Source organism: Mycobacterium sp. Root135 (assembly GCF_001426545.1).
GTDB lineage: Bacteria > Actinomycetota > Actinomycetes > Mycobacteriales > Mycobacteriaceae > Mycobacterium.
The window spans coordinates 190,468-211,930 of record NZ_LMEZ01000001.1 but is presented as its reverse complement, the minus strand read 5'-3'; the positions used below and the strand labels follow the sequence as shown (position 1 = coordinate 211,930).

At 67.3% G+C, this 21,463-nt stretch carries 18 protein-coding genes and 2 pseudogenes; 13 read left to right on the top strand and 7 right to left on the bottom strand.

Annotated elements, in window-relative coordinates; translation table 11 throughout:
- Positions 1-10: 10 nt before the first annotated feature.
- On the bottom strand, positions 11-775 hold the full coding sequence (gene nagB, locus ASD37_RS01000) for a glucosamine-6-phosphate deaminase (protein ID WP_200959730.1): 765 nt from the start codon (positions 773-775) through the stop codon (positions 11-13).
- A 116-nt stretch (positions 776-891) separates the two neighbouring features.
- On the opposite strand from nagB, the gene ASD37_RS00995 reads away from it, so the two are divergent.
- Positions 892-1,743, top strand: a complete 852-nt coding sequence (locus ASD37_RS00995) for a GntR family transcriptional regulator (RefSeq protein WP_156720677.1) — start codon at positions 892-894, stop codon at positions 1,741-1,743.
- 19 nt (positions 1,744-1,762) lie between these two features.
- On the opposite strand, the gene ASD37_RS00990 is transcribed toward ASD37_RS00995, so the two are convergent.
- Genes ASD37_RS00990 through ASD37_RS00980 form a run of 3 tightly spaced genes read right to left on the bottom strand, consistent with a single transcriptional unit; the run spans position 1,763 to position 5,360 of the window.
- Positions 1,763-3,460 carry an ABC transporter ATP-binding protein gene (locus ASD37_RS00990; protein WP_056546763.1) on the bottom strand — a complete coding sequence of 566 codons (1,698 nt, stop codon included), beginning with the start codon at positions 3,458-3,460 and terminating at the stop codon, positions 1,763-1,765.
- A complete protein-coding gene (locus tag ASD37_RS00985) occupies positions 3,457-4,389 on the bottom strand; it encodes an ABC transporter permease (protein ID WP_235567936.1) in 933 nt (310 codons plus the stop codon). Before ASD37_RS00985 ends, ASD37_RS00990 begins: the two co-directional genes overlap by 4 nt.
- 14 nt (positions 4,390-4,403) lie before the next feature.
- Complete coding sequence (locus tag ASD37_RS00980; protein ID WP_056546757.1) at positions 4,404-5,360, bottom strand: ABC transporter permease; 957 nt, start codon at positions 5,358-5,360, stop codon at positions 4,404-4,406.
- Between the two features lie 159 nt (positions 5,361-5,519).
- Between ASD37_RS00980 and ASD37_RS00975 the strand changes: the two genes are divergently transcribed.
- From ASD37_RS00975 to ASD37_RS00950, 6 genes are all read left to right on the top strand, one after another.
- Complete coding sequence (locus ASD37_RS00975) at positions 5,520-7,166, top strand: ABC transporter substrate-binding protein (RefSeq protein ID WP_056546754.1); 1,647 nt, start codon at positions 5,520-5,522, stop codon at positions 7,164-7,166.
- A complete protein-coding gene (locus tag ASD37_RS00970; protein ID WP_056546751.1) occupies positions 7,163-8,629 on the top strand; it encodes a M17 family metallopeptidase in 1,467 nt (488 codons plus the stop codon). Before ASD37_RS00975 ends, ASD37_RS00970 begins: the two co-directional genes overlap by 4 nt.
- Before the next feature lie 77 nt (positions 8,630-8,706).
- The gene (locus ASD37_RS00965; RefSeq protein ID WP_056546748.1) at positions 8,707-10,056 is read left to right on the top strand and encodes an aspartate aminotransferase family protein; all 1,350 of its coding nucleotides are present in this window, start codon (positions 8,707-8,709) and stop codon (positions 10,054-10,056) included.
- Positions 10,057-10,077: 21 nt separating this feature from the next.
- On the top strand, positions 10,078-11,547 hold the full coding sequence (locus ASD37_RS00960) for an FGGY-family carbohydrate kinase (protein ID WP_056546745.1): 1,470 nt from the start codon (positions 10,078-10,080) through the stop codon (positions 11,545-11,547).
- Entirely contained in the window at positions 11,544-12,830 is a 1,287-nt protein-coding gene (lysA, locus tag ASD37_RS00955) for a diaminopimelate decarboxylase (RefSeq protein WP_056546744.1), read from the top strand. Before ASD37_RS00960 ends, lysA begins: the two co-directional genes overlap by 4 nt.
- Positions 12,823-14,496 (top strand): serine hydrolase, encoded by a 1,674-nt coding sequence (locus ASD37_RS00950; RefSeq protein WP_162253209.1) that lies wholly within the window; start codon positions 12,823-12,825, stop codon positions 14,494-14,496. The genes lysA and ASD37_RS00950 overlap by 8 nt, the downstream gene beginning before the upstream one ends.
- 14 nt (positions 14,497-14,510) lie before the next feature.
- Here ASD37_RS00950 and ASD37_RS00945 read toward each other — a convergent pair whose 3' ends face one another.
- Together ASD37_RS00945 and ASD37_RS00940 are read right to left on the bottom strand one after the other, a co-directional pair.
- Positions 14,511-14,798 (bottom strand): HigA family addiction module antitoxin, encoded by a 288-nt coding sequence (locus tag ASD37_RS00945; RefSeq protein ID WP_056546739.1) that lies wholly within the window; start codon positions 14,796-14,798, stop codon positions 14,511-14,513.
- A gap of 12 nt (positions 14,799-14,810) precedes the next feature.
- On the bottom strand, positions 14,811-15,092 hold the full coding sequence (locus tag ASD37_RS00940) for a type II toxin-antitoxin system RelE/ParE family toxin (RefSeq protein ID WP_056546736.1): 282 nt from the start codon (positions 15,090-15,092) through the stop codon (positions 14,811-14,813).
- A gap of 163 nt (positions 15,093-15,255) precedes the next feature.
- On the opposite strand from ASD37_RS00940, the gene ASD37_RS00935 reads away from it, so the two are divergent.
- The 6 genes and pseudogenes from ASD37_RS00935 to ASD37_RS00910 all read left to right on the top strand — a co-directional run bounded on the left by ASD37_RS00935 (position 15,256) and on the right by ASD37_RS00910 (position 21,020).
- On the top strand, positions 15,256-15,873 hold the full coding sequence (locus tag ASD37_RS00935; protein ID WP_056546733.1) for a TetR/AcrR family transcriptional regulator: 618 nt from the start codon (positions 15,256-15,258) through the stop codon (positions 15,871-15,873).
- Complete coding sequence (locus tag ASD37_RS00930) at positions 15,866-16,966, top strand: hypothetical protein (protein ID WP_056546731.1); 1,101 nt, start codon at positions 15,866-15,868, stop codon at positions 16,964-16,966. Before ASD37_RS00935 ends, ASD37_RS00930 begins: the two co-directional genes overlap by 8 nt.
- Positions 16,899-18,575 carry a tetratricopeptide repeat protein gene (locus ASD37_RS00925; protein WP_056546728.1) on the top strand — a complete coding sequence of 559 codons (1,677 nt, stop codon included), beginning with the start codon at positions 16,899-16,901 and terminating at the stop codon, positions 18,573-18,575. Before ASD37_RS00930 ends, ASD37_RS00925 begins: the two co-directional genes overlap by 68 nt.
- Before the next feature lie 37 nt (positions 18,576-18,612).
- A pseudogene (locus ASD37_RS31275) lies at positions 18,613-19,203 on the top strand (rhomboid-like protein); the annotation flags it as partial.
- 39 nt (positions 19,204-19,242) lie between these two features.
- The gene (locus ASD37_RS00915; RefSeq protein ID WP_056549584.1) at positions 19,243-19,722 is read left to right on the top strand and encodes a nucleoside deaminase; all 480 of its coding nucleotides are present in this window, start codon (positions 19,243-19,245) and stop codon (positions 19,720-19,722) included.
- Positions 19,719-21,020: an alpha-amylase family glycosyl hydrolase gene (locus ASD37_RS00910; protein ID WP_056546726.1), complete on the top strand. Its 1,302-nt coding sequence runs from the start codon at positions 19,719-19,721 to the stop codon at positions 21,018-21,020. The genes ASD37_RS00915 and ASD37_RS00910 overlap by 4 nt, the downstream gene beginning before the upstream one ends.
- Here the strand turns inward: ASD37_RS00910 and ASD37_RS00905 are convergent.
- Positions 21,017-21,441, bottom strand: a pseudogene (locus ASD37_RS00905) (DUF1810 domain-containing protein). The gene ASD37_RS00910 and the pseudogene ASD37_RS00905 overlap by 4 nt on opposite strands.
- Positions 21,442-21,463 lie beyond the last annotated feature (22 nt).

Genomic DNA, 21,463 nt, shown 5'->3' with positions numbered 1-21,463 from the left:
TCGCGGGTCACTAAACGGATGCGGCATTCGGTCGGTGGTGGCAGCCGGCATTCTGCAGCTCGGCTGCCGCGGCTTCGTCGAGCACGACGACGGCGTGACGGTGTCGCTGCAGGATCGAGGCCGGGCAGTCCACCGTGATCGGGCCGTGCAACGCCCTGCTCACCGCCTCGGCCTTCGAGGCACCCGTGGCGATGAGCAGCGTGGTGCGCGCCTCCATGATCGTGCCCAAACCCTGCGTCACGCAGCGAAGGGGGACCTCGTCGGCGTCGTCGAAGAAGCGCGCGTTGTCCCGTCGCGTCCATTCGGCGAGCTCGGCAATCCTGGTGCGGGAGCTAAACGACGATCCCGGCTCGTTGAAGCCCAGATGTCCGTTACGTCCAATCCCGAGGACCTGTAGGTCGATTCCACCTGCACTGGCGATGTCGACCTCGTAGCGGTGACACTCCGCCGCGAGGTCATCGGCGTCGCCTGCGGGCACGTGCACGTTGGCCGGGTCCAGCCTCAGTGGTTCGGTCACGGTGGTCCAAATGGCGTGGGCGTAGCTACGCGGATCGTCACGGGTGAGTCCGACGTACTCGTCGAGCGCGAACCCGCGGACGGTGGACATGTCGAGACCGTTGGCGACGCGCGCGGCCAGTTCGGCGTATAGACCGAGCGGGCTCGACCCGGTGGCGAGTCCCACCACTGCATTCGGCGCGGCGCGAACCACATCGGTGACGATGTCCGCTGCGATGGCGGAGACTCCGGTGGAGTCGGCTGCAATGATGATTTCCACGTCAATCCTCATTCCTTGTATAACGATGTAGCTAGTAACGAGCGACCGGTCGCGTGGTGGACGTTGGACAGCAGATCCAAGGTTCGATCGATTGCCGCACCTACCTGGAGGGCTTTGTGACCGACGACCCACCGCACGACGGCGCAGGATCGCGCGGCAAGGGATCCCAACGCGCTCTTCGGTATCAGCATGTCTACGACCTCGTCGTAGCCATGATCGAGGAGCAGGGCATGTGCCCGGGTGATCAACTGCCCAGCACCGCCGAACTCGCCGAGTTGGCTGGTGTCAGCGTGATCTCCGTGCGCCGCGCACTCGACGAGCTCACCCGCAGCGGCAAGATCGTGCGGCACCAGGGGGTCGGGACGTTCGTCGCACCGGAACGGCTGGTGAGCGAACCGTCGCGCCCCGGTGCGCTTCTCGAGACCCTGCGGGGGCGGGGCGGCGAGGTCGAACTCGACACCAAGCTGGTGTCCATGATCGTCGGTCTGCCCAGCGCCAAACACGCTGCGGCCCTTAGCATCGACGCCGGCCAACCAGTGTGGGAGATCTCGCGGCTCCGGCGACTGGGAAGTACACCGAAAGTTCTCGAAAAAGCCGTTCTGCCTCTGAGCATCGTGCCCGCCTTGGACGAGGACCGGATCGCCAACGGTGGATCGCTCTACGAGTTCCTGGCCGATCGCTACGGATTGACCGACGACTTCGTCGAGCAGGTCTTCGAAGTGGACCAGCCGAACTCCTGGGAACGCTCCCACCTTCAACTGTCCGCCAAGGCCAGCATCGTTCGCATCCGGGGCATCAGTGTGAACGCGGCCGGCGTCGCCTTCGACAGCTTCCAGCAGACCTATCCCGCCAGAGAGTTTCTGTTCTACGTGTCGGGAAGTTCGGGCCCGCGGCTGATGGAGCACGACGACGGCGGGCCGTGGTCGGTGCGCCCCCTTGGCTCTCCCCCGCCGGCGTCCGTGGACTGATTGCACTGCCGCGATCCGGTCACGAGGCACGGTGGCGCTGTGGGTCCGGGCTCGGCACGCTGTCGAGCAGCTGACGGGTGTATTCCTCGGCGGGCTCGTTCACGATCTGCCACGGTTCCCCGGATTCGACGACACGACCGTTCCGCATGACGATTATTCGGTCCGCGTACGCCGCGGCGGTCGACAGATCGTGGGTGATCATCAAGATCCCCATACGATGTTCGCGACGGAGCCGGTCAAGGAGCTCCAGCACGCCCGTTCGAACCGACACGTCGAGCATCGACACCGGTTCGTCGGCCAACAACAGCCTCGGGCGCAGGACGAGGCTGGCCGCGATCGCGACCCTCTGCCGTTGCCCGCCGGACAATTCGTGCGGGTAGCGGCCCGCAAACAGGTCGGGATCGAGTCCCACTTCGCGCAGCGACTCCGCAGCCAAAGCGCGCCGCTCGCCGCGGCTTGCGCCGATGCGGTGCACCAAGAGGGGTTCGGTGACGGTGTCCTCGACCCGAAGACGACCGTCGAGCGCTTCATACGGGTCCTGATAGATCATCTGGACGTTTCGCCGTAACGGACGCCACGCGCGGGCACCGAGTCTCGTCGTCTCGACGCCGTCGATGCGGATGGAGCCGGACCGGACCGGTTGCATGCCGAGGATCGCCTGCAGGGTGGTCGTCTTCCCGCAGCCGGATTGACCGACGACGGCGACCAATTCGCCTTCCCCGACCCGCATGCTCACGTTGGCGACTGCATCGGAGGTGTCGACCACCGGAACCTCGGCGGTCGCCGCCACGGGTGTGCGGGAGAACGGGCGGCGGCGCCGCGAACGAGCGAGATCGCCGTAGGTGACCCGCAACTCCGACACCTCCAGTAGAGGCCCGACAGTCGAATCGATCGCCTCGGCGTCGACGGCCCGACGGACGTCGGCAAGGTTGGGCGTCGCCTCGAACAGCGCACGGGTGTACGGGTGTGCCGGCCTCCGGAAGAGGTCGTCTACGAGGCCGTCCTCGACGATCACCCCGTCGCGCATCACGGCGGCCCGCGTGCAGGCCTGCGCCACCACCCCGAGGTCGTGTGTCACCAGGACGAGGGCGAGCCCCAGCTCCGTCGAGAGCCGAACCAGGAGCCGGAGCACCTGATCTTGGACCACGACGTCGAGTGCGGTCGTCGGCTCGTCGGCGAGCAGCACCTTGGGCTCGCACGCCAAGGCCATTGCAATGACCGCCCGCTGCTTCATTCCGCCGGACAGCTGGTGCGGGTAGCGGGCGTCGGTCCCCGACGGCAGGTCGACCAGATCGAGTAACTCCCTGGTGCGGTCGGCAGCGCCACGGCCGCGAGCGATCCTGTGTACCTCCAACGCCTCGCGGATCTGCCATCCGATCGTCTTGACCGGGTTGAACGCGCTCATCGCCCCCTGGAACACCATGGCGACGTCGGTCCATCGGTGTGGTCGGATACCGGCTTCCCCGCCGGCGATCAGGTCGACGCCGTCGACGAACACCTCTCCTCCGACCGTCGCCGAGGCTGGCAGCAGCCCCATCGCCGCCAGAATCGTGGTGGTCTTGCCACACCCGGATTCTCCGACCAGGCCTACCCGCTCGCCGGGGGCGACCTTCAGACAGACGTCCTTTACGGTATGAATTGGCTTGTCGCCCCGCTGATCTCGCGGGTCGAACCACACGTTGAGGTCGACCAGTTCCAGGGCACTTCCTTGGATCACAGTGCGTCCTTCCCGCGTCCGACCAGCGGGCGCAGACGCCACGACTTCGTCGAGAGATACGACGCCCGTAGGCGCGGATTGAGTCCGTCCTCGATCGAATTTCCGACGAGATGGCACCCGACGATCAGGGCGGCGACGCACAGCCCGGCTGGCACGATCGCCCACCAGGCCCCGGTGCTGATCGCACCCCGTTCAAAGGCGTGCTCCATGATGGTTCCCCACGTCACCGCGGTGGGGTCGGACAAGCCCAGGAAGGCCAGCGCCGTCTCGTTGAAGATGGCGAGGGTGATGGCCAGCACGGTGTTTGCGATGAGCAGCGGACCGAGCTGAGGGACGATGTGCGTCAGGATGATTCGGCTGTGGCGAGCGCCAATCGACACCGCTCGCCGTACGTACACCCGTTCCCGCAGGCTCTTCACCTGGGCGCGGACGACGCGCGCGGTGCTGGTCCACATGAGGAACCCGATCACCATGATGACGTGGCTCAGGCTGGGTCCCCACACCGCCGCGACGACGATCATCAGCACGATCTGCGGAATCACCATGAAGTAGTCCGTGATGCGCATGAGCACCGCGTCCACCCAGCCACCGAAGTATCCGGACAGAACACCGAAGACGGCGCCGATGAGGATGGCGATCACGGCCGCGGTGAAGCCGACGAACATCGAGACCTGCCCGCCCTGCAGCACCAGACTCAGCACGTCTATGCCGCCGTCGTCGCAGCCAAGCCAGTGCTCCGCGGACGGCGGCTCGAACACTGCGCACGAGGGCGAGGTCGTGCTGTAGGGCTTGAGGAACTGCGAGAACAGCGACGCCGTCAGGAACAGCCCGATGACGACCAAGCCGATGATCGCGGGCGGCGTGGCCATCGCCGTTCGCAGCGCGCCCCACACGCCGCGGCGGCGCGCCGGCGCGGGCCCAGTCGTCACGTCGGCCTCCTCGCTCATTTGGCGACCCGCGGGTCGAGGCGGAAGTAGAGCAGGTCGGCCAGGTAATTGAGGAACACGACGGTCACGGTGATGGCGAGGAAGCCCCCTTGCAGCATCGGGTAGTCGCGCTGCAGGACGGCGTCGTACAGCGCCCGCCCGATGCCCGGCCAGGAAAAGATGACCTCGACGAGGATCGAGCCGCTCACCACTGCGCCCAGGGAGAGTGCGATCTGGGTGATGGTGGGGAGTGCGGCGTTGCGCAGAGCGTAGGCCCAGATGATCCTGCGACGCGTGAGTCCCTTCGCACGTGCGGTCAGGATGTAGTCCTCCCCAAGGGTTTCCAGCATCGCCGATCGGACGATGAGCGCGTTCTCCGCGTAGAGAGTCAGAACCAGGGTCAGCACGGGAAGTGTCATGTGCCGCATCAGATCGGCGAAGTGCTCACTCGGCGAGAGCGCTACGGCGAACGGGTCGCTCATCCCCACCGACGGAAGGACCCCCGCGAACAAGATGAGGAGCATCATGCCGAGGAATTGCGTGGGGAAAGCGTAGAAGGCCACCGCGACGCCGGTCGAGAGGTGATCGCCGACGGTGTTCCGACGAACTGCGGCGTAAACCCCCGCTGCCACTCCGACGACGATGGCGATCGTCGTACCGATCGTGACCATGGGCAGGGTGTTTCCGAATGCCTCGACGAGGTTGTCCAACACGGGCTGCCGGTTGGTGAAGGACACCCCGAGGTTGCCCTGGCACAGCTGCTGGAGATAGAGCACGTACTGCTCCCACAGCGACTTGTCGAGTCCGAACTCCACTTCGAGGGTGTGCTTGAGCGCCGGTGACGCATTGGGGATGCGTGACACCCGGGTCACCGCGTCGCCGGGGAGCACGCGAAAGAGGACGAAGTTCACGGTCAGGGCGACCAAGACGGTGACAATGGCGAAGAGAGAGCGCTTCCAGATGTACCCGCGCACCCGTACACCTTCCTGTTGACGCAACTTCAGTTGGTCATCATACTAAGCACGCAAAGTGAACCCCGTGTTACGAACCGTCAGGTCCGTGGAGTCGTTCGTGCCGGTGGCATCAGCGGTCGGCGGCGACCGGCCGGAACACACCCGAAGGGAAGGTCGTAGATGAGGTTCAGACGGACGGTCGCGGTGCTCGTAAGCACCGCCGTGGTCATCACCCTGTCGGGGTGCGGCGGCGGAGCCAAGGATTCCGAAGCCACGGTGCTACGGATCGGGGTGAGCGCCACGATCGACTCACTCAACCCGTTCGTCTCGAGCTCCGACTACAGCAGCGTCGCCTTCGAGTACGTCTACCCGCATCTCACCGAATACGACACGACCGACATGTCGCTGCAGCCGTCGTTCGCAGAGAAGTGGGTGACGTCGCCCGACGGATTGAAGTGGACGTTCGACACGGTCAAGGGCGCGAAGTGGTCCGACGGCGAAGCGTTGACCGCCAAGGATGCCGCGTTCACACTCAACGTGATTCACCAATTCCAGGATGGTGTCGCCGGAAAATTGGCCGGCTTCATGCAGGGAGTCACGTCCGCCGTCGCCGATGACGACGACCACCTGACGGTGACGTACTCCACGCCGGTGTCCAACGTGCTGGCGCAGATGACGCAGCTGCCGATCCTGCCCGAGCACATCTGGTCGCAGTACGCTCAAGGTGACGGCAAGGCACTCACCACCTTCGAGAACGGCGCACCGATGGTCTCCGGTGGGCCGTTTCAGCTCAAGGACTACAAGAAGGACCAGCTCGCACTCTTCGAACGAAATCCGCAGTGGTGGGGCAAGACCAAGCCCGCCATCGGCGGATTCGGGCTGCAGATCTTCGCCAACTCCGACGCGATGGTGACCGCGCTGCGCACCGGGCAGGTCGACATGATCGGCGAGTCGACACCCGCCACTACGGTGCCGTCGCTCAAAGAGGCGAACCTCGACGTCGGCACGACGGCAAGTACGGGCTACTACGAACTGATCGTCAACACCAATCCAAAGAAGAAGAATCATCCCGAGCTGCTGAATCCCGAGGTGCGCAAGGCATTCGAGCATGCGATGAACCGCGATGAGATGGTGAAGACGGCGTGGCTCGGCATGGCGACGCCGGGGTCGACGATCGTCGCGCCGGCCACCGGATGGCATGACGACTCGATCAAGGCCCTGCCGTTCGACGTCACGAAGACGAATGCCATTCTCGACGGCCTGGGTTTCCGCAAAGGCCCCGACGGCATCCGCGTGGCCAACGGTGCTCCGATGAGCTATGACGTGATCTTTCCCACCGAGATCAACGGCGCAGGCGACCGCATGTTCCAGACCATGCAGAACAGCCTGCACGAGGCTGGGGTGAATCTGGTCATGCGCAAGATGGACACCGATGCCGCCAGCTCGGCAATCATGGGGCCCGACAGCACCTATGACGACTTCGACCTCGCGATGTGGGACTGGATCCCCCCGGTGGATCCGGACTTTCAGCTCAGCGTGCTGACGTGCGCGCAGTGGGGCAACAACAACGACAGCGGCTACTGCAACCCCAAGTACGACGAGCTCTACGCAGCCCAGGGGGCTGCCCGCGACCGCGCCGAACGCCAGAAGATCATCGACCAAATGCAACAGATTGCGTTCGACGATCGGCCCTACATAGTGCTGGCCTACCAGAACGTGATCGAGGCGCGCACGCCCAAGTGGACGGGGTTCTTGCTCTCGCCGCTCGTCGGATCGGTCAACAACCTCTCGACGCAGACGCTGCTCCAGGTGCACGCGGCCTCGTGACGGACGTGTTGTTCACTCGCAGAGATTCAGGCGACCTGGGCCGGGTCGTCGCCCGAGATCACGACGTCATCGTCGGCCTGTACTCCGACGGCGACGGCGTGCGGGGCGGGCGCGGCGCCGCGCTCGTCGGCGACGCCCTCGGCGTCGACCTCGTGGCCCTTGCCGCGACGGATCCGAACTTCGACGGCAGCCCGTCCGCGACGACGGTGGTCGTGGTCGGCGGGCCATCGGGTCCAACGCGCGCGCTGCTGGTGGGCCTCGGCGACCGGACCGCGTCGCCGGCGGTGCTGTTCGAGTCCGCGTTGGCGGCGAAACTCGGTCGTGCGTCGGTCTCCACCCTGCCCATGGAGGCCGACGGTGCACTCGGAGCGGTTGCACTGGGGCACGCACTCGGCGCCTGGCGATACCGGCGGGACACCAGTGGGCCCTTCCAGCCGGTGCCGGTGACGTTGATCGACGACGACACAGTCGGCGCCGACGCCACCCTGGTCCGCGCCGCAGTCCTTGCGCGGGTGACGGGGTGGGTGCGCCAACTGGTCGAGACACCACCGAATGCCCTGTGTCCAAACGACTTCGCCGACGCAGTCGTCGCACTTGCCCGCGAGCTGGCACCCGACTCGGTTCTCGTCGAGACGTGGGACGCGGCAACGCTTCGGGCCCGCGGCTTCGGCGCGACGCTGGGCGTTGGCGGGGGAAGTGCCCACTCCCCCCTGGTCGTCGAGCTACGCATCGAGGGCGACGGGCCCGTGACCGCGCTGGCGGGCAAGGGCATCACGTTCGACTCGGGTGGCATCAACCTCAAGCGCGACGGGGGCGAACTGAGCTGGATGAAGTCCGACATGGCGGCGGCCGCCTCGGTTGCCGCCGCCGTGATCGCGGCGGCGGCCCTCGGCCGCACCGCACCGGTCGTCGCGATCCTTCCGATAGCCGAAAACATGCCGGGCGGATCGGCTCTTCGGCCCGGTGACGTCGTATCGCATCCCGGCGGGCGCACCACCGAGGTTCTCGACACCGATTGCGAGGGTCGCCTGGTACTCGCCGACGCGCTCGGATGGTTTGCCCAGCAACGGCCCCAACACATCGTCGACGTCGGAACGCTGACGGACTCCGGCGCGGTGGGTACCGCGTTCTGGGGCTGCTGGGCGACCTCCGACGAGGTCGCTACGGCCTTGGTCAACGCGGGGTCGCGCGTCTTCGACCCCGGCTGGGCGCTTCCGCTGCATCCGACCTATGTGGCGCTGCTGCCGTCTCGCGTTGCCGACATCGCCAACGCGTCACCCGACGCGCCGGATTCCGGCCAGCTGGCGGCCACGTACCTGCGCACGTTCGTCGGCGACGTGCCGTGGGTGCACGTCGACAACGGCTCGTCGGCATGGCTCGAACGCGACTCGCATCCCTGGCCGGCAGGCCCTACCGGAACCCCGGTGCGAGCCCTCGTCGAATTCTTGCATCCAGTCGACTGAAAGCCCGCCCGACAGTAGTGCATACTTAGTATACTAAGCTGGCATCTGGAGTTGGCCAGCGAACAGGAAGAGCATTCATGACGACGTTCGACACCGCATATGCCGAGCGGACCGCGGTAACCAAGTCGCTCTACGAGCGCGCGTGCCGCACCATCCCCGGCGGAGCGGGTAGCACCGCCCGCCTGCCGCGCAACGGCTGGAAGCCCTATCCCCTCTTCATCGCCGAAGGCCAGGGTTCGCGCCTGCGCGACGTCGACGGAAACGAGTACATCGACTATCTGCTCGGCCTCGGACCGATGATTCTCGGCCATCGCCACCCACAGGTGACCAAGGCCGTCACCGACGCGATCACCGAATACGGCACCTGCTTCGGCCTGCCCTACGAGCTCGAGATCGAGGCTGCCGAGAAGGTCGTCGCAGCCGTTCCCGGCGTGGAACAGGTGCGTTTCACCAACTCCGGTTCGGAAGCCGTTGGGACCGCCGTCCGGCTGGCCCGCGCAACCACCGGGCGCCGCCTCATCGTTCGCTTCGAGGGGCACTACCACGGCTGGCAGGACACGGTCTACTGGTCCAACCACGTCGACCCGGTACTCGCGGGTGGAGCGGATCGGCCTCGCCCCGTGGCGATGGGTCCGGGCGTACCGGCAGAACTCGAGGGCACCCTGGTCGTCCTCACCTGGAACGACCCGGAGAGTTTCGTTCGACTGATGGAGGAACGTGGCGAGGAGATCGCCGCGGTACTCACGGAGCCAGCCGTGTTCAACACCGGCTGCATCCTGCCCGAACCGGGCTACCTCGAACTGTTGCGGGAGCAGACCACCAAATACGGCGCCATGCTCATCTTCGACGAGGTCATCACGGGATTCCGGTTCGCTCGCGGTGGTGCGCAGGAATGGTTCGGCGTCACGCCGGATCTCACCACCTACGCCAAGGGAGTCGGCGGTGGATTCCCCGTGGCCGCGGTCGCGGGCACGAAGGAGGCGATGCGGCTCATCGCAGACGGCACGTACTCCCACTCAGGCACCTACAACGCCAATGTCGTGCAATGTGCGGCGGTGTCGGCCACCATGGACGTGCTGTCGGAGCCCGGACTGTACGAGCGACAGCGCGCGCTGGGCGACCGTCTGGGGCGCGGCCTCAAGACGATCGCCGACGAAAAGGGCGTCGACGCCTACGTGAAGGGTATCGGCACCGTCTTCCAGCTGTGGTTCACCGACCGCCCGATCAAGAACTGGCGCGACGCCGCGGCGCATGCGCACGAGGAGGTGTTCACGCGGTGGTATCAGGAGATGGTGGTGCGCGGTGTCCTCTTTCACCCGTTGCAGTTCGAGAATCTCTTCGTCTCACTGGTACACACCGATGCCGACGTCGACGAGACGCTCACTGCCGCCGAAGCCGCGCTCACCGTGGTGGCGCGTGAGCGGTAGAACGCCGACGAGCGGCCTCCGGTGACGTCTCGCCCCGTCCTGGCCGTCGGCGTCGACCTCGGGACGAGCAGCGTCAAGGTGGTCGCCGTCGACGAGAGGGGCAGGTGCGTCGCGCGGGCGCGCGCCGGTTATCCGACGTCGCAACCCGAAGACGGTGCGGCCGAACAGAATCCAGCGGACTGGCTCACCGCATGCGACGTCGCGATCGGCAAGGTCGCAGCCGCCACCAACCCCTCCTCGTGGCACACCATCGGGTTGTCCGGCATGCTGCCAACCTTGGTCAGCATGGCGGGCGACGGCACGCCCGTCGGTCCCGCGATCACGTGGAGGGACGGCCGGGCCGAGCCCGACGGACGACGGATCGCCACGGCCGTCGGGCCGGACGTCCTCTACGAGCGGACCGGTCAACGCTTCGACGGCCGCTATCTGCTCGCCATGCACGCCAGGCGAGTCCGTCTCGGCCTCGCGGCCGAGACCATCGTTGCCGGGGCGAAGGACTACCTCTTCCACGCCTTGACGGGTGAACTGCTGACCGACCCGAGCACCGCATCCGGATACGGCGCCTATGACCTGCACACCAAAACCTGGGATGCCACGACGCTTTCGGCGGCTTCGGTCACGTCGTTGCCCAACGTGGTGACGTCCCGAACCAGCCGTCCGCTGGCCCCACGCGTGGCAGAACGCTGGGGTTGCACGGCAGGGCTCCCCGTGGTCGTCGGCGCGGCCGACTCGGTGCTGGGGGCATACGGGCTCGGTGTCCGCGCCGCCGGCGACGTCGCATACATCGCCGGCACCAGCAGCGTCATCCTCGGCTGGTCCGCATCGCCTCGCGTCGACGGCGCCGGTCGCTACCTGGTGACTCCCATGGCCGACGAAGGGTACGGACTCGAGATGGACCTGCTGGCAACGGGTTCGGCGATGGAATGGCTGGCGGCCCTGCTGGGCGTTGACGGCGGACCTGCGTCACTCGCCGACTTGGCCGCGACGGCAGCACTGGAATCCGCACCGCTCGTCCTGCCCTACCTGTCCCCGGGTGAGCAAGGGGCCCTGTGGGATCCACGGCTCGTCGGGGCCGTCGAGGGGCTAACGTTGCGCACCACCTCCGCGGAGCTTGCTCGGGGCCTGCTGGCAGGCATCGTGCTCGAGTCACGCCGATGCCTCGAAGTGCTCGAGCACGCGTCCGGTATCCGCGGCACGATTCTGATGAGCGGGTCGGGTGCCGCCCCCAGTGCGTTTCGGCAGGATCTCGCCGACGCGACCGGACGTGTCGTGTCGTTCGACCGGCACGAGCGGGACCATTCTGCGGTAGGTGCGGCGCTGTTCGCCGGTCGCGCGGAACTGCACTGGCCCGAGACGTCCGCCGAACCCCCACCTGAGACCGACGTCGTCGAACCCGACCCAGCCAGAGCCGAAGACTGGGCCACGCGCTTCGAACGGCACGACGCAGCCTGCCGATCTCAAGGCACCAGGCGTGAAGAAGGGCCAGCATGACCGAATTGCGCACACCCGCCGCCGTCGACTTGGGCCTGTACCCCGCGGGAACGACGCTGGACGCCGACGGACGATTGCTCGTCGGTGGCTGCGCGGTGGCCGAGCTGGCCGAGAAATATGGCACGCCGGCCTATCTCGTCGACGAGGGCGCCTTGCGCCGCACGGCACGCGCATACGTCGACGCATTCACCAGCCGTCATCCCCACTCCCTCGTGCTGTTCGCGTCGAAGAGCTTTCCGTCCGCCTCCGTCATCGGCGTGGTGTCGGAGGAAGGCTGCGGCACCGACACGGCTGCGGCGGGTGAACTCGGAATGGCGCTCGCGGGTGGAGCCGACGCCGCTCGAATGGTCTTCCACGGCAACGCGAAGACCGACGACGACGTGCGTGCTGCGATCGGCGCAGGGGTGCGTTACGTCGTCGTCGACAATCTCGACGACGTCGAACGCATCAGCCGTCTTGCGACGAAGCCGGTGCCGGTTCTGCTGCGCGTGAGCCCGTCACTCGACGCCAAGACGCACGCGGCCATGATGACCGGTCACGACGCGTCCAAGTTCGGCATTCCGTCGGACATGGTCGACGACGTGATCCGACGGATCCGTCGCGAACCGATGCTCGATCTTCGTGGCCTGCACGCGCACGTCGGATCCCAGCTCCTGGACCTCGGGCAATTCGAGGCGGCCGTACAAGCCCTTGCCGTGTTCGAGCGCTTCGACGTCTACGACTTCGGCGGCGGCCTCGGTGTTCGCTATACCAGCGCCGACGCCGCACCGTCGGTCGACGAGTACGCCGACCGCCTGGTCACCGCCGTCCATCGACACCTGGGCCGCGACGTCGAGTTGCTGGTGGAACCCGGCCGGTCGTTGGTGGCGCGCAACGGAATCACCGCCTATCGAGTCGTCACGGTCAAGCGTGGTGTGCGCACCCACGTGGCGGTCGACGGCGGCATGGGCGACAACCTCGAGGTGTCGCTCTACGGGCAGGCGTTCCAGCCGTCGGTGATCGACCGAAGCGGGCCCGCCGAGATCGTGGACCTCGTCGGCAGGCACTGCGAATCCGGTGACGAGCTCGCCCACGGCGTGGAAGTCGTATCCCCTCGCGTGGGTGACCTGGTCACGGTCCCGGTGACCGGTGCGTACTGCTACACGATGTCGAACAACTACAATGCGGCGTTGCGACCACCCGTCGTCTTCTGCCGGAGCGGTAGCTCCCGGTTGGCCGTTCGTCGGGAGACCTTCGACGACCTGTTGCGGCGCGAATGCCTGGTGGCTGGTGCCGATGACTGAGTCCGCCCGTGCGCTGGTCGACGCCGTCGCCAGGCAGTGGGCGGTGCCCGGTGGCGCGGTGCTGGTCGTCGACCGGCAGGGCGAGGTGTTCTCGCACGGCTTCGGCTATGCCGACGTACCTGCGGGCACAACCGTTGCGCCACATCATCTCTTCGAGATCGGATCGATCAGCAAGGTCTTCACCTCTATCGTGGTGCTCCGGCTCGTTCGGCAAGGGCTGATCGAGCTCGACCAGTCCGTCGGCTCGGTGTTGGACTGGCTCCCAGAGCCGCTGCGAGGCAACGGCATCACCATCCGGCGGCTGCTCAACCACACCGCCGGACTGGTGGCGAGCGTCGATGCGCTGCCCGACGAGGTCGGCCAGGTGGCGACCTTCACCGGCGACGTGTCGCCAGCCCCGCCTGGGACGTTCTTCCACTACTCGAACCTGGGCTTCATCCTGCTGGGCCTCGTCGTGCGACAGGTGTCCGGGCGTCGGCTCGTCGATCTGGTGCGCGAACGCATCCTCTCGCCGCTGGGCATGACGTCTACCATCGCCTGTGTCACCCACGACGACTACCCGAGGCTGGCGCGCGGGTACCAACCTCGTCACGACGATCGACCGTGGGTTCCGGGTGACGCGCTCGCAGGCGCGCCGTGGTTGGAGGTGGCCGGCGCCGACGGCAACGTCGCCGCCACCGTGTCGGATCTGGGCCGGTTCGCCCGCATGCTGCTGGGCCGCGGCACGCTGGACTCCGCGTCGATCCTGGACGCCGCGGACTTCGCCACGATGGTGGCGTCGACTGCGCCCGAAGGCGAGGACGTTCTTGCCGCGCCCGGCGTCCCACCGACCGAGAGCAGCCGCTACGGGCTCGGGATCAACGTCGAACGGGTCGACGCACGGACGGTGCTCTCGCATGGCGGCGGCATGGTCGGGTACGCGTCGTTCCTCCTGGCCGATCTCGACGCCGGTGTCGCGGTTTGCGTCGTGACCAACGCCAACGGTGACTCCCCCGTCGCCGAGGCGATCGCCCGCTCCGTCGCCGCGGAATTGGCATGTCCTGGAGCCGTGAACCCTGACGCGTTCGACCCGTGCTGGTGGGACGCAAGACTCGTGGACGGTGGGAGCGTCACCGGCCGATTCGTTTGCATGCCAAAGGGATTGGATCCGTCGACCGGTCCGCGCGAGATCGAGGTCCGGGTCGAGGAACGCGACGGTGAGCGGGTCACCATGTCGGTGGACTGCGACGGCGAGCGGTCGCCTCTGTTGCGCACGTGGTCCGGCCGGGCGGTGACGTCCCACCGATCGCTGGCCAGGTTTGCGCTCACCGTCGACGCCGGCGTGTGGCTATGGGGTTCCAGCGAGTTCGCCCGACCCGACGCTCCGAGCCCATTGGTTGCTCCGACGGAACGTCTGGAGTCGCTGTGCGGCCATTACCGTTCGTACACACCATGGTTCACCAACTTCAGGGTGGTACTGCGCCGTGGCCGACTCGTTCTGATCGCCCCAGGAGGCGTGGAGGCTCCCGCCGACGAGGTTGAACTGGTTCCGCTTGGCGAGTCGACGTTCAGGATCGGCGCCGACCCACGACTGCCCGAGCGCATCACCTTTGGCCCCCGTGCCGGGGGGACGACGTCGTGGGCGGACCGCGACGGCTGCCGCTACTCGCGCGCGTTCACCGAATAACCTTGACGCCTCCGCTATGCGATCCGTTCAATCGAAGCGAGCTCGTCCGCCAGGTGCACACGGGCGACCTCTGCGTCGTAGTGCGCCTGCATGTTGACGAAGAACATGTCGCTGAGTCCGAGTGCGCGCGACAGCCGGAGGCCGGTGTCTGCGGTGATCCCGCGCTTGCCGTGGACGATCTCGTTGATACGGCGCGCTGGCACGTCGATCGCCTTGGCAATTCGGTACTGCGTGATGCCCATTGGCTCGAGGAACTCGGTTAGCAGGATCTCGCCGGGATGGGTGGGTGCGAAGTCGGCCATTGGTATCTCCCTTCAGTGGTAGTCGACGGGTTCGACATTGGCGGCACCGCTCGCGCTCCAGGTGAAGCAGATTCGCCACTGGTCGTTGACGCGGATGCTGTACTGGCCGGCGCGTTCGCCGACCAATTTCTCCAGGCGGTTGCCCGGAGGCACCCTGAGGTCGTTGATGGTCTCGGCCGCATTGATGAGGACGAGCTTCTTGTACGTGAGTCTGCTGAGCTCCGGGCTGAGGCTCTTGACGTAGCGGCGTTGCCAGGTCGCTTCGGTGTCCTTGTTCCGGAACGAACGGATCACGGGTCAATGATAACGCCGTGCGTTATTAACGGCAAGCGTTACTACCAGCTCGCCGTCCACGCGACAGCGTTGGAGTCGCGCCAGTCACACCACCGGTCGGGGGTGTCGGAGCTAACCCGAGATTTCGTGGTCACGTGTCCACGAAGTGGCATACGCTAACCACATGCCCAGCCGCACCCTCAGCGCCGACCCGCGCGCCGAACGCGTCCGCACCCTGTTGCGCACCGCCGCGTTCGACCTAGCGCACGAGCGACCGGTCGACGAGATCACCGTCGGCGACCTGGTCGCCCGCGCCGGGGTCAGCAGGCAGGTCTTCTACCGCCACTTCACCGATCGTGACGACGCGGTGGCGACCGCCGTCACCGTGGCCTTCGCCACCGCCGTCGCCGACATTCAGGGCGACGCCCGGGCGCGGGTCACCAGCCTGTTCGACTTCGCCGCCGAACACCGCGCGGCGTACCGCAACGTGGTCCCCAGCGCCGTCACCCAACGCGTGGTCATGGCGTTCCGCGACGAACTGCTGCCCGCCTGCGAGGAAATCGCCGCCCAGGGCATGCGCGTCGTCGGCCCCATCACCGACGTCGCCCCCGACGCCGTCAGCCGCTTCCTGGTCGGCGGTTTCCAAGAGGTGCTCCGGTCGTGGATGGAAGACCCTTCACCCGAGGATCCCGCCTCCGACCTCCGCGCCCGCGTCAGCGCCGCACTCGACACCGTGGACGCACTGTTGCGTCTCCCCCGACCCACCGACACCACACCTGAGAAAGGCACCCACCATGGGTAAGCACGCCGCTCCACACGAACACCACGTTCCCAGCCTCCCGCTGGCCAACCGGCACGTTTCGCCCGCCGACGTTCGCAAGATGGCGCTGGCCATGGCGGCACTGACCGTCTTCGTGGTCGCCATGATCGCGAGCTACTCGGGCGCGTTCGCCAAGCCCACCCTGCACCACCTCGACGTCGCCGTCGCCGGGCCACCACAGCTGGTGGACGGGATGCGGAGCCAGGACAACCTGGAGGTGACGCCCGTCGCCGACGCCGCCGCCGCACGCGCCCAGGTCTACGAGCGCAAGACCGACGCCGCCTTCGCCGTCGGCCCGACCGGCGACCTGACCATCTACGTCGCCGGCGGCGGTGGCCGCAGCGTCGCCAACGCCTCGGAGGCCGTGGGGCGCGCAGTCGCCGCCAAGGCCGGGCTGACCCCGAGCGTCGAGGACGTCGCTCCGACGTCGGCCGCCGACCCCCAGGGCACCGTCGAGTTCTACGCCGTCATCTTCCTGTCGATCGGCGCGACCATGGGCGCCGCCGCCTTCGGCTTGATGATGGGCAGCGTCCGCAGGCTCTCGACGCTGGCGCTGCGGACGGTCAGCCTCGCGGCGTACTCCGCGCTGCTGGCGGGTGCGGTGACGGTCTACGTCGACGGCGTCCTCGGCGCCCTGACCACCCACACCTGGCAGGTGTTCGGCGCGCTGTGGCTCTACGCCTTCGGCGTCGCGGGTGCCGTGACCGGCGTCGCGGCAGCCTTCGGCACCGTCGCCTCGGCGGTGGTGACCCTGTTCCTGATCATCGTCGGCAACGCGGCGGCCGCAGGGCCGGTCGGTCTGCCGCTGCTCACGGGCTTCTACCGCACGTTCAACGCGATCGTCCCGCAGGGCTCGGGCGTGGCGCTCCTGCGCAGCATCACCTACTTCGGCGGCAACGGCGCCTGGACCCCGATCCTCACCCTGGCCACCTGGGGTGCCGCCGGACTCGCGCTCGCGGTGATCGCGGTACTCGCCCCCAAGGCATGGACGACTTATCGTGCCAGTCATGACCGCTACCGTGTCCGCTCCGGAGGAACCGTATTACGACCTCGGGTCCTTTCATCGGTCGACTGACACCCCGTCCGCCCAGGCCCAGCTGTGGTTCGACCGCGGCTTGGTCTGGGCGTACGCGTTCAACCACGAAGAGTCGATCCACTGCTTCGAACGGGCCCTCGCCCTCGACCCCGATCTCGCGATCGCGCGGTGGGGCATCGCGTACGCGATCGGCCCGAACTACAACAAGGCCTGGGACGCGTTCGACGCGAAAGACCTGGCCGCGTCGCTGATCAGGGCGCGTCGCGAGCTCGAACTGGCGGCGGGCGGCCGCGCGAGCGACGTCGAGCGAGGCTTGATCGACGCCCTCGCCACCCGCTTCCCCACCAACGACCTGGACGCCGGCCACGCCCGCTACGCCGACGCGATGGTCGCGCTCGCCGGGAAGTACGCGGACGACGTGGACGTGCAGGCCCTGGCCGCCGACGCGGCGATGAACGTCTCGGCATGGGCGCTGTGGGACACCAGGACCGGCGAACCAGCGCCGGGTTCGCGGGTGGTGGAGGCCAAGCATCTCCTCGACGGCGCCCTCGCCACCGACGCGGGCCGACGACACCCCGGCGTGCTGCACCTCTACATCCACGCAATGGAGATGTCGGCGCACCCGGAGTCGGCACTGCCTGCGGCGAACCTGCTCCGGGGGTTGGTGCCCGACGCCGGCCATCTCCAGCACATGCCCAGCCACGTCGACGTGCTCTGCGGCGACTATCGCAGTTCCGTCGAGTCCAATACCGCTGCCGTACAAGCGGACCGGCGATTCGTCGAGCGCGAGGGCCCTCTCAACTTCTACTCGCTGTACCGGGCGCACGACCTGCACTTCATCGTGTACTCGGCGATGTTCGAGGGCCGGTATGAGACGGCGGCCCAGGCTGCCGACGAACTCGCCGCCCAACTGACTCCCGAGCTGCTGTCGATCGAGTCGCCGCCGATGGCCGACTGGCTGGAGGCGTTCGTGCCGCTTCGGGTGCACGTGCTGATCCGCTTCGGCCACTGGGAGGAGCTGATCGACCATCCCCTCCCCGAGGACCCCGAGCTCTACTGCACCACGGCGGCGACCGTCCACTACGGGCGCGGGATCGCCTACGCCGCAACGGGACGGGTCGCCGAGGCCCGCGCCGAACGAGACGCCATGCATCGCGTGTACGCAGGGATCCCGCAGAGTCGATACCTGTTCAACAACACCAGCCGCGACATCCTGGCGGTCGGCGTCGCGATGCTGGACGGTGAAATCGCCTACCGTGAGGGACGTTTCGACGATGCCTTCGAATACCTCAGGCGGGCAATCGAACTCGACGACGCCCTACCTTACGACGAGCCGTGGGGCTGGATGCAGCCGACCCGGCACGCCTACGGCGCGTTGCTGCTCGAACAGGGCCGCGTCGGGGAGGCGGCTGCGGTGTACGCCGCCGACCTCGGACTCGACGACACGCTGAGCCGCTGCTGCCAGCACCCGAACAACGTCTGGAGTCTGCACGGGTACCACGAATGCCTGACCAGGCTGGGACGCGACGAGGAGGCGGCTGCCGTCGCCGAGCAGTTGGCGACGGCCATGGCCAGGGCCGACGTACCGATCGTGGCGTCGTGCGCCTGCCGGCAGACGACCGACAAGTGCTGCGACTCCGGGCAATGACCCGGGTTGCCAGCAACGCCCTCTATCGTCGGCGACCGTGAACGACGTGTGGGACCGGGTGCGGCACTACGTCAGCAGCGCTCCCCTGACCTACGCCTGGCTGGCCGCCCTCGGGGCGACGACCCTCGTGCAACACCAGTTGGCCCCGAGGACCCTGCGGACTCTGCTGCAGTCGACGTCGACGAACATCCATCACCTGGCGTCCGATCCGCTGCGGGTGCTGTTCCAAAGCCTGCTGTGGATCGACGGCCGGTATTGGTGGCCCTACTTGTTGATCTTCACCGTATTCCTTGCGCCTGCCGAGCGGTGGCTGGGACACCTGCGCTGGGCAGTCGTCGGTCTGATCTGTCACGTGGGCGCGACCTACGTCAGCGAGGGCTACCTCTACTGGATCATCCACGAGAACGTGGCGTCCTCCCGGCTGGTCGACGCCCGCGACGTCGGCGTCAGCTACTTCGTCGTCGGGATCGTCGGAGTGCTGTTCTACCGGGTGCCGCGGCGATGGCGCTGGGGATATCTCGCCGCGACGCTCGGACTCGTCGCAGGCGGGTTGCTGTACCAGACCAACTTCACCTCGCTTGGGCATCTCTGCGCGCTGCTGATCGGCCTGGCCTGCTACCCGCTGACGCGTCGACGACGGACCGTCGCGCCTGCGTACACTCCGGCTGTGGGGATCAGCGACGACGACCGTGGGCACCTGCGCCGTTGCGTGGAGTTGGCCAGGGAGGCCCTGGAAGCCGGCGACCAGCCCTTCGGCTCGGTGCTGGTCGACGCCGCCGGCGTGGTCCGCTTCGAAGACCGCAACCGCATCAAGGGCGGAGACGCGACCCGCCACCCCGAATTCGAGATCGCCCGCTGGTCCACGTCGCACCTGACGCCCGACGAACGCGCCGGCGCCACGGTGTACACCTCGGGTGAGCACTGCCCGATGTGTGCCGCGGCCCACGCATGGGTAGGCCTTGGCCGGATCGTGTATGCGACGTCGTCCGCACAACTGGTCGGATGGGTACAGATGTGGGGGGTGTCCGGGTCACCGGTGGCGCCGCTGCCGATTTCGACGATTGCCCCCGACGTTCAGGTCGACGGTCCCGCACCCGAATTCGCCGAGGAGATGAAGGCGATGTACGAAAGGACGTTCCGAGCATGAACGATCCGGCCTGGGTCGAGCACGCGATCTGGTGGCAGATCTACCCGCTCGGATTCGTGGGGGCCTTCCCCGCCGACCCTGCACCGAACGCCGACGAGCACCGCCTGCGCCGCGTCGCCGAATGGTTCGACCATGCGCTCGAACTCGGCGCGTCGGGGGTTGCGCTCGGCCCCGTCTTCGCCTCCCAGACCCACGGTTACGACACGACGGACCACTACGCGATCGACCCGCGCCTCGGCGACGACTCCGACTTCGACCACCTCGTCACCGAGGCCAGAAGCCGCGGCCTTCGGATCCTGCTCGACGGGGTCTTCAACCACGTCGGCTCCGAGTTCGGTCGTCACCGCGAGGCCGTTGCCGGCGGCGACGACTCGTGGTTTCGCAAGGGCCGCAACGGTTTGGCCACCTTCGAGGGACACGGCGGGCTGATCACGCTCAACCATCGCAACCCCGAGGTCGTCGACTACGTCGTCGACGTCATGGTGCACTGGCTGCGGCGCGGCGCCGACGGTTGGCGCCTCGACGCCGCCTACGCGGTGCCCGCCGAATTCTGGGCCAAGGTGCTGCCGCGGGTCCGCAGCGAGTTTCCCGACGCGTGGTTCGTCGGCGAGGTCATCCACGGTGACTATGCGGGCATCGTGTCTGAGTCGACCTTCGATTCGGTCACCCAATACGAACTGTGGAAGGCGATGTGGAGCAGCCTCAACGACGTCAACTTCCACGAACTCGACCACGCGTTGACCCGGCATGACCAATTCCTCGAGACCTTCGTCCCCCTGACGTTCGTCGGCAACCACGACGTCACCCGCATCGCCAGCCAACTCTCCGACGAGCGGCACGTCGGCCATGCGCTCGCGGTGATGCTGACCATCGGCGGCACGCCGAGCGTGTACGCCGGCGACGAGTGGTCCTACCGCGGCGTCAAGGAGGAGCGTTTCGGCGGCGACGACGCCGTGCGTCCGGAATTCCCCGGGCACCCAAGCGAATCCGACCACCTCGGGCATGACACCTTCCGTCTGCACCAGCACCTGATCGGCCTGCGGCGTCGCCATCCGTGGCTGCACCACGCCCACACGACGGCCCTGCACCTGACCAACGGCCAGTACGTCTACCGCACGTCCGCGGACGAGGGCACCCTCGTCGTTGCGCTCAACGTGGACGACAAGCCGTTGCGGATGCCGTTGGCGGAGTTGGGGTTCGGCAGTGGTCGGGTCGTCGCCGGGTCCGGCGTGCCGCCGGAGGACGTCGTGGACCAGCTCGACGTCGAGCCACACGGCTGGGCCGTCCTCACCGTCTAACGGCCGGCCAGCATTGCCTGGGTCTTCGCGTCCCGCTCACCGCCGTAGAACTTCTCGAGCACGGCCACGAACTCGCGGTCGTCCTCGGCCACCTCGGCGAACAGCGTCGTCGACGACCACAGCTTGAGGGCGTCCACCTGGCCCATCAGCGCTTCGGCGCTGACGGCGCCGGACTGCGACACCAACTGCGCGCACTGCCGCAGGCGGGGACCGAGGACGTCGTGTGCGAGGTAGGCGGAAGCCTCGTCGCGCGAGGCGATTCCGTAGTAGTCGGCGGTCGGCGTCCTGCCAAGGCCGCGCAGTTGAGGAAAGACGAACCACATCCAGTGGGACCGCGGCCGCTGCGCAGTTCGTCGAGCACGGTCTCGAAGACGGGGGCCTGCGCCTCGACGAAGCGCTCCAGGTGATGAGGATCGTCCATGCCTCCACCGTGCCTCAAATCG

Excerpts from the sequence above, each read along its gene's own strand:
- ASD37_RS00930 (WP_056546731.1), top strand. The coding sequence starts at position 15,866 with ATGGGTAAGCACGCCGCTCCACACGAACACCACGTTCCCAGCCTCCCG.
- ASD37_RS00945 (WP_056546739.1), bottom strand. The coding sequence starts at position 14,798 with ATGGCCGACTTCGCACCCACCCATCCCGGCGAGATCCTGCTAACCGAG.
- ASD37_RS00975 (WP_056546754.1), top strand. The coding sequence starts at position 5,520 with ATGAGGTTCAGACGGACGGTCGCGGTGCTCGTAAGCACCGCCGTGGTC.
- ASD37_RS00910 (WP_056546726.1), top strand. The coding sequence starts at position 19,719 with ATGAACGATCCGGCCTGGGTCGAGCACGCGATCTGGTGGCAGATCTAC.
- ASD37_RS00925 (WP_056546728.1), top strand. The coding sequence starts at position 16,899 with ATGACCGCTACCGTGTCCGCTCCGGAGGAACCGTATTACGACCTCGGG.
- ASD37_RS00935 (WP_056546733.1), top strand. The coding sequence starts at position 15,256 with ATGCCCAGCCGCACCCTCAGCGCCGACCCGCGCGCCGAACGCGTCCGC.
- ASD37_RS00950 (WP_162253209.1), top strand. The coding sequence starts at position 12,823 with ATGACTGAGTCCGCCCGTGCGCTGGTCGACGCCGTCGCCAGGCAGTGG.
- lysA (WP_056546744.1), top strand. The coding sequence starts at position 11,544 with ATGACCGAATTGCGCACACCCGCCGCCGTCGACTTGGGCCTGTACCCC.
- ASD37_RS00965 (WP_056546748.1), top strand. The coding sequence starts at position 8,707 with ATGACGACGTTCGACACCGCATATGCCGAGCGGACCGCGGTAACCAAG.